Origin of the sequence: Cupriavidus sp. HMR-1 (assembly GCF_000319775.1) — a bacterium.
In the GTDB taxonomy this organism is placed as follows: domain Bacteria; phylum Pseudomonadota; class Gammaproteobacteria; order Burkholderiales; family Burkholderiaceae; genus Cupriavidus; species Cupriavidus metallidurans.
Window position 1 is genome coordinate 1 of the sequence record NZ_ANKP01000253.1, and the last position, 12,746, is coordinate 12,746.

Here is a 12,746-nt window from a genome sequence, read left to right on the forward strand (position 1 = left end):
CGCCCCTGTGGCCGTGGGGCCTGCGCGGCGGCGCGGGCTGCTGCCGCCTGTTGGGCCTGGCGCTGCCTGCGTTCGGCCTCCAGCTTTTCCTGCGATGCGATCCACTGGTCGTGCTCGGCGCGCTTGGCCGGGTCGCTCAGCACGTCGTACGCGGCGTTCAGCAGCCGCATGATGCGATTGGCCTGTTCGCTATCGGCGTGCCTGTCCGGGTGGTACTTTTGGCTAAGCGATTTATATGCGGCCCGAATGACTTCGGCGGGCGCATCGCGGGAGACCTTGAGGTTGTCGTAATGGGTATGCATCAGGCGAAGAAGGACGCAATATCGGTGTTCGACGACAAATAACGGCAGGGCGCCGCGATTCTCAAGTATTCACGCAAATTAGCGGGCGGGTATGCGGGCTAGCCAACAAATACAGACATGTCCGCGATGATCTGCTCAGCATTGTCGCTGTTCTTTGACGTGCCCACCAGATGGAGGCCTCCGATCGTCGGGCTAAAGTTCCGCCGCAATCCGCCGATATAGGCGGCAAATGACGAGGGCCTGACAAGAGCCCAAAGTTCCGGGATGGCGGGGCATCTGCTCCGCCGCAGTTCATGGGGGGCAAGGACATGCTGAGAAGAATCAAGGCGGAACAGCTTCAAGTGGGCATGTTTGTGTCCAGGCTGGGCGGGCCATGGATCAACCATCCATTCTGGCGCTCGCGCTTTCTGGTCAGTAGCGACGAACAGATCGAGCAGATCCTGGCGGCCAATGTGCAGGACGTCTGGATCGACATCCTGAAGGGGCGAAACCTGCCGATGCAGGGCGCGCCGGAAGTTGCCGATTCGGAGGCGGATGCACAGCCTGAATCGGATTTCGAGGACGAGCTCGAACACGCCCGCGAGCTGATCAAGTCGGGTCGGGCGGTGATCGGGTCGATTTTCAACGACGTGCGGATGGGGCACGCGCTCGAGACCAACGGCGCGCTGCTGCTGGTGGATTCGGCCTCGACATCGCTTTCGCGCCATTCGCAGGCGCTGCTGGCCATGGCGCGACTCAAGGCCAAGGACGACTACACGTACCTGCATTCGTACTCGGTCTGTGCGCTGATGATCGCCGTGGGCCGCACGCTGAAACTGCCAGACGGCGAGGTGCGCGAGCTTGGCCTGGCCGGGCTGGTCCACGATATCGGCAAATTGACGCTGCCCGAGTCACTGCTGATGAAGGCGGGGGATCTGTCGCCGGCCGAGTACGAGCAGATGCGGCGGCACCCGTCGGCCGGGTACCGCATCCTGAACGAAGCGCGGCTGTATACGAACATCCCGCTCGACGTGTGCGTGCATCACCATGAGCGGGTGGATGGCAAGGGCTATCCCTTCGGTCTGTTCGAGAATGAGATCAGCGTGCACGCCAAGATCGCCGCAATCTGCGATACCTACGACTCGCTGACGTCGCCGAGACCCAACCACCTGGCCTGGTCGCCGGCGCGCGCGATGGAATACATCGCGGTGCGCGTCGACACGCTGTTCGATCGCCGCGTGTTCAAGGCGTTTACACGGACGGTCGGCATCTACCCGCTGGGCACCGTGCTGCGGCTGCGCTCGGGACGGCTGGCGGTGGTCTGCGGGCAGAACGCGAACGAACCGCTTCGGCCGCGCGTGATGACGTTCTACTCGGTGTCACAGTCGGCGCCGTTGCCGCAGGAGGTTCTCGACCTGACGCAGAGCGAGGATTCCGTCATTGCCTTCGAGGATGCCCGGCAGTGGGGCTTCACGGACGAGCAACTGATGGCGATGTACGCGCCACACGTGAAATAGACAGAAAACGCGTGCGCTGAACGCGGCGGACGCGGCGGACGTCGAACGCCAAATGTCGGCGGGGTGGGCAGAAATAGTAGACTTGGCGCTTGTCCGCCCGTATTTATCAGCCCGTACCGCTTCACCACACATGACTTTCGACGCCCTGCTTGAACTGTTCGAGCAACGCATCCCGGCCCACCCGTGGGCTCAGATCACCTTGTACGTCCTGGCGCTGGTCCTGCTGGCCGGCATCGCGCAATGGCTCGTGGCGCGCGTGGTCGGCCGGGTGGTCTATCGCGTATTGAGTCTTTCCGGGCACGGCGACTGGGCCGGGGCGCTGCTGCGCCACCGGACCTATCGCCGGCTGGGCTACGCGGTGTTCCTGGCCGTGGTCACGGTCGGCATCAGCCAGGTGCCGAACCTGGGCAAGTTCTCGGAGGCCATCGAGCGGCTGGCTCATGCTGGCACCTGGATCAGCGTGTTCCTGATGCTGTCTGGCGTGCTCGATGCGTGGCAGACCGTGTTTTCCAGCAGCCGCAGCGCGCAGACGCATTCGATCAAGGGCTACATCCAGGTGGCCCAGCTCGCGCTGTGGCTGGTCTGCGGTGTGCTGGTGCTGTCGATCCTGATCGACCGCTCGCCGCTCTGGATGCTGTCCGGCATCGGCGCGCTGTCTGCGGTGCTGCTGCTCGTGTTCAAGGACACGCTGCTGTCGCTGGTGGCCAGCACGCAGCTCACCTCGAACGATATGCTGCGCATCGGCGACTGGATCGAAATGCCCCAGTCCAATGCCGATGGCTTTGTCATGGACGTGGCGCTGCATACGGTCAAGGTCAAGAATTGGGACAACACCGTGACCACGGTGCCGACCTACAAGCTGTTCTCAGAGAGCTACCGCAACTACCGGCACATGTTCGAGTCTGGCGCGCGCCGCATCAAGCGGACGCTCCGGATCGATGCCACCAGCGTGCGGTTCCTGGACGAGGAGGAGGTCAGGGCGCTGATGCGGTTCAAGCTGCTGCATGACTATCTGGAGGTCAAGCAGGAGGAGGTCGATCGGGCCAACCGCGAAATCCTGCGCGCCGACACAGACCCGGTCAATCGCCGTCGGCTGACCAACCTGGGCACGTTCCGCGCCTATGGCATCGCCTTCCTGCGCGCGCATCCGGAAATTCATCACGATCTGCTGCTGAACCTGCGGATGATGGAAGCCGACTCGCAGGGCATTCCGATCGAGGTTTACTGCTTCACCACGCTTACGAACTGGACGGACTACGAACGTATCCAGGGCGATATCTTCGACCACCTGTTCGCGATTCTGCCGGAGCTGGGTTTGCGGGTGTATCAGGCGCCGTCAGGCGCGGACCTGAGCGGGCTGCGCAGCGGTGTGACGATGGCCGACCAGCACGCCGCACTGGCCGTGGCCGCCGCGGACTCGGGGATGCGCCAGCCGCCATCGGCCCCGACGGATCGGGCCGACAGGGTGGCGTAGGGGGGATTTCCCCCTGTCCCTTCTCCCTTTTCCCTTCCCCCGCCGCCGGGAGAGAGGAGTCAACCAGGCGCAGTGCTTACGCCTTCCGCGGCTTGACCTTGCCCGCCGCTTCCTTGGCGCGCTCGCGTGCCGTATCCACGTCTTCGGCGTAGGCCAGCGCCACGCCCATGCGGCGCTTCGTGAACGACTCCGGCTTGCCGAACAGGCGCAGTTCCGTCTGCGGCACGCGCAGCGCCTCGTCCACGCCATCGAAAACAATGCCTTCGGCTTCAACGCCGCCGTAGATCACGGCGCTCGCGCCGGGCGCGCGCAGCGCGGTGCTGACGGGCAGGCCGAGGATGGCGCGGGCGTGGAGTTCGAACTCGTTCTGCCACTGTGTGATCATCGTCACCATGCCGGTGTCGTGCGGACGCGGGCTGACTTCGCTGAACCAGACCTGCTCGCCCTTGACGAACAGTTCCACGCCGAACAGGCCCTGGCCGCCCAGATCGGCGGTCACGGCGCGCGCGATATGCTGCGAAGTTTCCAGTGCCTTCGGGTGCATCGGGTGCGGTTGCCAGCTTTCCACGTAGTCACCGGCGACCTGCACGTGGCCGATCGGCTCGCAGAAATGCGTTTCCACTTCGCCGCTGGCACCCACGGCGCGCACGGTCAGCAGCGTGATCTCGTAGTCGAAGTCGATAAAGCCTTCCACGATCACGCGGCCATGGCTGACACGGCCGCCGGCCATGGCGTAGTCCCACGCGGCCTTGACGTCCGCGGGACCATCGATCTTGCTCTGGCCCTTGCCGGAGCTGCTCATCACGGGCTTGACCACGCACGGGTAGCCGATGCCGCCGTCAATCGCGGCTTGCAGTTCCTCGAGCGAATCGCAGAACTTGTACGGGCTGGTGGGCAGGCCCAGAGTCTCGGCGGCCAGGCGGCGGATGCCTTCGCGGTCCATCGTCAGGCGGGCGGCGCGAGCCGTGGGGATCACGCGAACCACGCCGGCCGCTTCCAGGGCTTCGAGCATTGGCGTGGCGATGGCTTCGATCTCAGGCACCACCAGATTCGGCCGCTCGGCTTCGATCAGTGCCTTGAGCTGTTCGCCGTCGCTCATCGTGATCGTGCGCGCATGGTGGGCCACCTGCTGGCCCGGCGCGTTCTCGTAGCGGTCGACGGCGATCGTCTCCACGCCCAGGCGCTGCAGCGCGATCAGCACTTCCTTGCCCAGCTCGCCTGAGCCTAGCAGCATGACTTTGGTGGCGGACGGGGAGAGGGGCGTTCCAAGGGTGGTCATGGGGCGGCTCGATCAGGTCAGAAAAACCGGGATTGTATACGCGGGCGATGCCCGGCGCGACATCCCGGTTCCCTGACGTCGCGTATGCCCCTCAGTACGAGATCTTCGCGCTGAGGCTGATCGCGCGCGGATCACCCGGCTGGATGTACTCCGCGTACTGGAAGCCCCAGTAGCGCTTGTTGGTCAGGTTGGTCAGCGCTGCCCGCAGCGTCAGTTCCTTGCCCGCCACGCGCGTGCTGTAGGTCGCGCCAAGGTTGAAGATCGTGTAACCACCCAGCGTGAGGTCGCCTGCTGGGCGCAGCTTGGTCGTGCCCGTGTACTTGCCGTCGATGCCCACCTTCAGGCCCGGCACGTACGGAATGCGATACGCCAGCCGGCCGGTCAGGATGAAGCTGGGCGCGCCCGCCACGCGGTTGCCGTTGTAGGTCTGGCCCTTGTCGTAGTAGCTGTCCAGATACATGGCGCTGCCGCCCACTTCCCATTGGGAGCCGATGCGCGCGGCGCCAGCCAGCTCCGCGCCCTGGTAGATCGACAGGCCATCCTGCACCAGCACGTTCTGCGAGTTGGTGTACTCGGCACCGCGCTCGATGCGGAACAGCGCCGCCGTGCCGGTCCAGATGCCCTGATCCGTCTTCGCGCCGATTTCGTATTGCTTGCTCTTGACCGGATTCAGTTGCGCGCCCGCGTTCGCGAACGTCGTGCCGACCGTGGTGCCGCCGTCGAACGCTTCCACGTAGCTGGCGTACAGCGTGGTGCTCGGCATCGGCTTGAACATCAGCGCGACGGTCGGCGTCAGCAGGCCGGACTTGTCATAGTGGGTGGTGCGCGTGCCGTCGGTCCCGTAGCTGTTCTGCTCGTAGTTGGTGAAGCGCAGCCCGCCCAGCACCGACCAGCGCTCGGTCAACTGGATCGTATCGCTCATGAACAGCGCCTTTTGCGTGATGTCGCTGGCACGGTACTTGTTGAACGCAATCTGGCTGTAGTAAACGCCGGTGTACGGCTGCGACAGGTTGCCTGGGTCCAGACTCAGTGACACCGGGTTGCTGCTGTAGCGGTTGATCTGGTTTTGCCACGTCACGCCGCCGACGAACTGGTGCGAGAACGGGCCGGTACGAAACCGGCCTTCGACCATGGTCGTCCACTGGTTGAACTGGTGTCCCTCGGCGCCGTCGTAGCGCAGGTCGGTGTAGTTGCCGCTGCCATCGATCAGGCTCAGGCTCGACAACTGCCGCGTGCCGGCGGCCAACCTGATCGGCGGTGAGGAAGGCAAGGGCTTCCGCACCGCGATGAAGGTGCTCAACAAGCAGCGTATCCATCTGGCGGCGCTGTGCACCGGGCCCGCGATCCGGATGCTCGACGACGCGGTGCGCTTCGTTACCGAACGCAAGCAGTTCGGGCAGGTGCTGGCCGATTTCCAGCTGGTGCAGGCCATGATCGCCGATTGCCAGACCGATATCCACGCGGCGCGGGCGCTGATTCTGGAAACGGCACGCAAGCGAGATCTGGGTGAGGACGTGACGATGCAGGCGTCGATCTGCAAGTACTTTGCGTCCGAGATGTGCGGCCGCGTGGCCGACCGCTGCGTGCAGTTGTTTGGTGGCTACGGCTATATCGCCGATTACGGCATCGAGCGCTTCTATCGCGATGTGCGCCTGTTCCGCCTGTACGAAGGCACCAGCCAGATTCACCAGCTCAACATCGCCAAGCGGACCTTTGCCCAGGCCGGCGGCCAGCGCTGAGCGGGCTATCCAGAACCCAGACCCCAGACCCAGATCCACGGAGAGAATCATGATCAAGCCCCTGATCGCGGCGGCCGGCATGTCGTTCGGCATGTCTTTCGGCCTGCTTGTCGGCATGGCCCCTGCGCACGCCGAGGCCCCTTATCCGAACAAGGTCATCAGGCTGGTGGTGCCGTTCGCGCCGGGCGGGTCCACTGATATCGTCGCCCGGCTGATTTCCGAACCGCTGCGCGACGAACTGGGCCAGACGGTAATCGTCGACAACCGGCCGGGCGCGGGTGGCAATATCGGCGGGGACATCGTCGCCAAGGCGGCGCCGGACGGCTACACGCTGCTGCTGGCCGCCGCTGGGCCGACCGTCATCAATCCGAGCCTCTACCCGAAGATGTCCTACGATCCGGTGCGCGATCTGGCGCCGGTAACGATGATCGAGCGCGAGCACAACGTGATGGCGATCAATGCGTCGCTGCCGGTCAAGAATGTGCAGGAGTTCATTGCCTACGCCAAATCGCACCCGAACCAGCTTTCGTTCGGATCGCCGGGCAACGGCAGCCCCGCGCAACTGGCCGGGGAACTGCTGAACCAGACCGCGGGCATCAAGCTCCAGCACGTGCCATACAAGGGTAGCGGCCCGGCCGTGGCAGACCTGATCGCCGGCCATATCACACTGCTGATCGACAACATGCCGGCGCTCTGGCCGCACGTTCAGTCGGGCAAGCTGCGCGCGCTGGCCGTGACCAGCGAGAAGCGCGCTACGGCGGCGCCGGGCTTGCCGACGGCACAGGAAGCCGGGCTCAAGGGCTATGTGGTGACGGCGTGGAAGGGCCTGATGGTGCCTGCGCATACCCCGCGTCCGGTCGTCGACAAGCTCAACCAGGCGATGGTGAAGATCCTGGCGCGGCCCGAACTGCGCAAGAAGCTGGTGGAACTGGGCGCGGAGCCGGTGGGCGATACGCCCGAGCAGTTCGGACAACAGATTCGTGCCGATGCGGCGTGGTGGGCCGCGCTGGTCAAGTCCACTGGCACCACGCTGGAATGATGGCCATGGGAACCAATATTGCAGAACTGCGCGGCAAGGTGCGGCAATTCGTCGAACAGCACGCGATCCCGAGCGAAGACCCTGCACTGGCGCACGACGTGCAGCGCCTTGACGTCGTGGTCCGGCGGCTGCAGGGTCTGGCCCGGGAGGCGGGCATCTACGCCCCTCATCTGCCGCCCGGGCACGGCGGGCTCGGGCTTGACTGGCAGGCGCGTGCCGAGATCCTGGAGGAAGCCGGCCGCAGCTTCCTTGGTGCTCCGGCGCTGAACTGCGCGCCGCCCGACCAGCCGAACATGATCAACCTGATGCGCCACGGCAACGCCGCGCAGCAGGCGCAATACCTGCAGCCGCTGGTGCAGGGGCAGATCCGCTCGTGCTTCGCCATGACCGAACCGGCGCCCGGCGCGGGCTCCGATCCGTCGATGCTGCGTACCACCGCCACGCGTCAGGACGGCAAATGGGTCATCAACGGTCATAAGTGGTTCATCAGCGGGGCCGTGGATGCGGCGTTCGCGATTGTGCTGGCGCGCACCGATGAGGCGGCCGGTACCGGCGCCACGATGTTCATCGTCGATACCGACAACCCCGGCTACCGCCTCGTGCGGAACATCGCGGGGATGGACGGCTATCAGGTGGGCGGCCACGGCGAGATCGTATTCGAGCAATGCGTGGTCGATGACGACGCGGTGCTTGGCCAGGTCGGACAGGGCTTTGCCTATGCCCAGGCGCGGCTGGAGCCAGCCCGGCTGTCGCACTGCATGCGTTTCATCGGCCGCGCGTCGCGTGCGATGGAGATCGCCCAGCAGTACGCCGCGCAGCGCGAGTCATTCGGGCAACGGCTGGCCGATCTGCAGCAGGTGCAGGCGATGGTGGCCGATTCGCATATCGACCTGCACGCCTGCCGGCTGATGGTACGCGATTGCGCCCGCAAGATGGACGCCGGGGAATCGGTCAAGCACGACTCCGCGATGACCAAGATCTTCGTGTCCGAAGCGGTCTGGCGCGTGGCTGACCGCGCGGTGCAGATCATGGGCGCGCTCGGTATTTCCGATGACACCCCGGTTTCGATGATCCAGCGCGAACTACGCCCGTTCCGGATCTACGACGGCGCGTCCGAACTGCATCGTGCCACGCTGGCACGTCGCATCTTCCAGCACGGGCTGCGCCCGTGAATCCGCAGTCAACCGCAAGCAATCGCATGAATCCCGAAGCAGATCAACCCGGTGGCCCGCTGGCCGGGGTACGCATCCTCGACATGGCCACGGTCATCGCCGCGCCGTTCTCCAGCACGCTGTGCGCGGATATGGGCGCCGACGTCGTCAAGCTCGAACTGCCCGACGGCAGCGACCCGCTGCGCGGGCTGGCTCCGGTCAAGGGTGATCTGGCGCTGTACTGGAAGGTCACCAATCGCGGCAAGCGGGGCATCACGCTGGACGTGCGCAAGCCGGCCGGGCGCGAATTGTTCCTGCGGATGCTGCCGGACTTCGACGTGCTTGTGGAGAACTTCCGGACCGGTACGCTTGATCGCTGGGGGCTCGATATCGACACGCTGCGGCGGGCCAATCCGCGTTTAGTGGTGCTGCGCCTGACCGGCTTCGGACAGACCGGCCCGTACGCGCAGCGCGCCGGGTTTGCGCGCATTTTCGAGGCGATGAGCGGTTTCACGAACCTGACCGGCGAGACGGGCGGGGCGCCGTTGCATATGAACTACCCGATGGGCGACATGGTGGCGGGCCTGTTCGGCGCGTTCGCGATTGCCAGCGCCATCGCCGAACGTCGCCGGCCTGGCAACGAGGCCATGCCGGGCCAGGAAATCGACCTGGCCGCCACCGAGGCGCTGTTCCGGTTGCTGGAGCCGCTGGCGGTCGAGTACGAGCAGCTTGGGCAGGTCCGCCAGCGCGCGGGCAATCGCGCCACGTATACCGCGCCGTCGAACATGTATGCCACTGCCGATGGCCAGTGGGTATCGCTGGTGGCATCGTCGGGTCCGATCTTCCGGCGCCTGTGTCTGGCGATCGGGCGGCCGGGCATGGCCGACGACCCGCGTTTCGCCACCAACCCGTCGCGGGTGCGCCATCTGGACGCGCTCGATGAAGTCGTCGCCGGGTGGTTCGGCAGCCATGCCTATGCGGATGTGGCAAGCACCCTCGAGGCGCACGAAATTCCGTTCAGCAAGATTTTCTCGATCGCCGATATCGTCGACGATCCGCACTTTCAAGAACGGCAGGCCATCGTCAGGCTGCCGGATCCGGACCTGGGGTCGATCCCGGCACCCTGCGTGGTGCCGAGGTTCGCCGGACATACCCCACCGCCGGCCAGGAGCGGGCCGGGGGTCGGCGAGCACAATGCGGAAGTCTACGGCGCGCTGGGACTGACGGCCGCCGACCTGACCGGGCTGCGCGAGGGCGGGGTGATCTAGGCGGGCGGCGGCATGGTTGTTGCGTTGCGGCACCTGGGCGGCTGGTCAGAGAAATGCCGACAGACTGGTGGTGTCGCAATCAGGTAGACTCGGCGAGTCCGATACCCGAATCCCGGTGGCTCGGGTTCCAGGACGCAAGGAGATGCCACGCATGTACGCAGCAGAGTCCGCGCTTGACCACCGTACCGCCGATCCCGCGCCTTCAGGCGCGCCGGCCGCCGCGCCAGCGGAAACCCGGACGGAGGCCGCCACACGGGACCTTCGCCGCGTGCCGATTCACCCCGATCACTGGTATCCACTGGCCTGGTCCCGCGAGGTCAAGGCCGGCCAGGCGCATGGCGTCCAGTTCGCTGGCGACCCGATCGTGCTCGTGCGCACCGCAACCGGAAAGATTTTCGCGCTGGAGGATCGCTGTGCTCATCGGCAGGTGCCGCTCCACGCGGGTGTGGTGGATGGCGAGTCGATCCGTTGCTGCTATCACGGCTGGACATACGATTGTTCGGGGCGCTGCATCGACGTGCCTTACCTGGGCAAGGAGCGCCTGCCGAACGGCGTGCGTGCCTATCCGTGCGAAGAGCGCGCGGGCCTGATTTTTGTCTTCCCGGGCAATCCGGCGCTGGCCGGACAACAGCCGCTGCCGGAATTCGCCTCGGTGGCGGACAAGCACTACAAGACACGACGCTTCGGCCGCGAGGTCAAGTGTCACTATTCCTTCATGCACGAGAACCTGATGGACATGAACCATCAGTTCCTGCATCGGCGGCAGATGGGCATGATGCGCGCGCGGTCGCTAGGCCGCCGCCGTGGCGCCGACTTCGTGGAGGTGGACTACACCTTCTCGCGCGAAGGCGGCAAGCAGCCAATGGGCGAGGCGCTCGTCTTCAGCAAGGAAGGCGGCGAAGGCAACAAGGACGTGATGACCGTCCGCACCGGCTACCCGTACCAGACGCTGAAAATCCGCTCAGGCAGCGGGACGCTCGTGATGGATCTCTGGATCGCCTATGTGCCGCTGGACGCGGCGCAACGCACCAACCGCACGTTCGGGATGCTGTCGATCCGCCGCCCCGGCATTCCTTTCGCGCTGGACCTGGCCTGGCCGCTACTGGTCTGGTTCACCGAGCGGATCTTCAAGGAAGACCGCTGGATCGTCGAGCGCGAGCAGGAAGCCCATGACCGCCAGGGTGAGGACTGGAATCACGAGGTATTCCCGGTCATCCGCGATCTGCGCGACCTGCTGCGCGAGTGCGGCGGCCGCACGGTTATTCCGATCCAGCGGCTGGAGACCCAGGCTTGAGGCGGTCGACAGGCAAGGTACGCGTAACGCGGCGCGACATATTCACAACTTTTACGGGTGAGAGGGGCGAATGGGAGACACGCGTCGATTGGCGGGTCTGTTTGGTCGTTTCCTGGTCGTCATGATCGCGGCGTTCCTGACCGCCTGCGCGGGCTTGCCGCAGCGGCCGGAGCTGCAGCCCGAAGTGGCGCTGCGCGATACCAGCGATACGGCGATAGCCAGAGAACTGGCGCCACAACTGGCCGCCCATCCGGGCGAGTCCGTGTTCTATCCGCTGGCCGCAGGCACGGATGCGTTTGCCATGCGTATCGCACTGGCTCGCGTGGCACAGCGCTCGCTCGATATCCAGTACTACATCTACGAAACGGACGATACCGGCCTGACGCTGCTGGCCGCCATCATGGCCGCGGCAGATCGTGGCGTGCGGGTGCGGCTGCTGCTCGATGACATCCATCTGGCCGGGCAGGACAAGATGCTGCAGGTGATCGACGCGCATCCGAACATCGAGGTGCGGGTGTTCAATCCGTTCGCCAGCCGGAATGTGCGCCTGCTCGAGTACGTCACCGCTTTCAGCCGGATCAACCGGCGGATGCACAACAAGTCGATGACTGCCGACAACCAGCTCACCATCGTCGGCGGGCGCAACGTCGGCGACGAGTACTACGGCGCGGCCCAGACCGATTTCAGCGACCTGGATCTTCTGGCTGCCGGGCCGGTAGTGCCAGAGGTGTCGGCCGTGTTCGACGATTACTGGAACAACGAAGCCGCTTACCCGATCTCGACCCTGGAAAAGCCGCTCACGGGCAAGGAAGCCGCCGACCAGCAGGAGAAGCTGCGCAACGCCGTCGACGATCGCGCCATCGCCGTGAGTGCGACGCCATATGGCAAGTCCGTGCTGGAATCCGGGGTCGTGCACGCGATTCACCAGGGCACGCTACCGTCGTTCTGGGGCCGAGCGACGGTTATCGCCGACAAGGCGGCCAAGATCCAGTTGCCGCCCGACGACGATTCCACGCACGCCATCCCGCAGCTAGGCAAGATTCTCGACAGCGCCAAGCATGACCTGACGCTGATATCCCCATACTTCGTGCCGCCCGACGATGCCATGGACTGGCTGACCGGGATGCAGAAGCGGGGTGTCCAGGTGCGTATCCTGACCAATTCGTATGGCGCGACGGACGTGACGGCGGTGCACGCAGGCTATGCGCCGAAGCGCGAGGCCTTGCTGAGGGCTGGGGTGATCCTGTACGAACTGAAGCCATCGGCCTACGCCGAACTGGCCAAGGAAAGAAAGTCCCACCGCAGCGGCCCGGGCGGTAGCAGCCGCGCCAGCCTGCACGCCAAGACCTACATGGTGGATCGACACCAGCTGTTTATCGGATCCCTGAACCTGGATCCGCGTTCGGCACGGCTCAATACCGAGATGGGTATCGTGGTCGACAGCGCACCGCTATGCGAGATGTTTGGCAAAGTGATCGACGCCGCGTTGCTCGACGTCGCCTACCAGGTCGTGCTCGAGACCGATCCCGCGACCGGCAAGGAGCAGATGGTGTGGGTGACCCAGGAGGACGGCGTCCTGCGCACGTATCGCAGCGAGCCCGACATGAACGCCTGGGACCATTTCAAGCAGGGCGTGTTGCGGATGCTGCCGGTGGAATCGCAGCTGTAGCGAATGACTCTGCGTGTTGTTCTCCCCCCTCCCGC

General features: G+C 65.1%; 10 protein-coding genes and 1 pseudogene. 8 read left to right on the forward strand and 3 right to left on the reverse strand.

Translation table 11 applies throughout. The features are described 5' to 3' along the window. On the reverse strand, window positions 1–302 hold a 302-nt coding region (locus D769_RS27775; RefSeq protein WP_008651692.1), incomplete at its 3' end, for a DnaJ domain-containing protein. 308 nt (window positions 303–610) lie between these two features. Between D769_RS27775 and D769_RS27780 the strand changes: the two genes are divergently transcribed. Then, complete coding sequence (locus D769_RS27780) at window positions 611–1,798, forward strand: HD-GYP domain-containing protein (protein ID WP_035882727.1); 1,188 nt, start codon at window positions 611–613, stop codon at window positions 1,796–1,798. A gap of 130 nt (window positions 1,799–1,928) precedes the next feature. After that, window positions 1,929–3,272 (forward strand): mechanosensitive ion channel family protein, encoded by a 1,344-nt coding sequence (locus D769_RS27785; protein WP_008651695.1) that lies wholly within the window; start codon window positions 1,929–1,931, stop codon window positions 3,270–3,272. Window positions 3,273–3,348: 76 nt separating this feature from the next. On the opposite strand, the gene purT is transcribed toward D769_RS27785, so the two are convergent. Together purT and D769_RS27795 are read right to left on the reverse strand one after the other, a co-directional pair. Beyond that, window positions 3,349–4,551 (reverse strand): formate-dependent phosphoribosylglycinamide formyltransferase, encoded by a 1,203-nt coding sequence (gene purT / locus D769_RS27790; protein WP_008651697.1) that lies wholly within the window; start codon window positions 4,549–4,551, stop codon window positions 3,349–3,351. Window positions 4,552–4,642: 91 nt separating this feature from the next. Continuing rightward, on the reverse strand, window positions 4,643–5,683 hold the full coding sequence (locus D769_RS27795) for a TonB-dependent receptor (protein WP_241227914.1): 1,041 nt from the start codon (window positions 5,681–5,683) through the stop codon (window positions 4,643–4,645). Between the two features lie 88 nt (window positions 5,684–5,771). Here D769_RS27795 and D769_RS27800 point away from each other — a divergent pair. From D769_RS27800 to D769_RS27825, 6 genes and pseudogenes are all read left to right on the forward strand, one after another. After that, window positions 5,772–6,290 (forward strand): annotated as a pseudogene (locus tag D769_RS27800) (acyl-CoA dehydrogenase family protein); the annotation flags it as partial. 49 nt (window positions 6,291–6,339) lie between these two features. Beyond that, window positions 6,340–7,329: a tripartite tricarboxylate transporter substrate binding protein gene (locus tag D769_RS27805; RefSeq protein ID WP_008651702.1), complete on the forward strand. Its 990-nt coding sequence runs from the start codon at window positions 6,340–6,342 to the stop codon at window positions 7,327–7,329. Further along, complete coding sequence (locus tag D769_RS27810) at window positions 7,326–8,501, forward strand: acyl-CoA dehydrogenase family protein (RefSeq protein ID WP_008651703.1); 1,176 nt, start codon at window positions 7,326–7,328, stop codon at window positions 8,499–8,501. Before D769_RS27805 ends, D769_RS27810 begins: the two co-directional genes overlap by 4 nt. A 26-nt stretch (window positions 8,502–8,527) precedes the next feature. Then, the gene (locus D769_RS27815) at window positions 8,528–9,748 is read left to right on the forward strand and encodes a CoA transferase (RefSeq protein WP_008651705.1); all 1,221 of its coding nucleotides are present in this window, start codon (window positions 8,528–8,530) and stop codon (window positions 9,746–9,748) included. Between the two features lie 151 nt (window positions 9,749–9,899). Continuing rightward, window positions 9,900–11,042 carry an aromatic ring-hydroxylating dioxygenase subunit alpha gene (locus D769_RS27820; protein ID WP_008651707.1) on the forward strand — a complete coding sequence of 381 codons (1,143 nt, stop codon included), beginning with the start codon at window positions 9,900–9,902 and terminating at the stop codon, window positions 11,040–11,042. 70 nt (window positions 11,043–11,112) lie between these two features. Continuing rightward, window positions 11,113–12,711, forward strand: a complete 1,599-nt coding sequence (locus tag D769_RS27825; RefSeq protein WP_035882714.1) for a phospholipase D family protein — start codon at window positions 11,113–11,115, stop codon at window positions 12,709–12,711. Window positions 12,712–12,746: the final 35 nt, after the last annotated feature.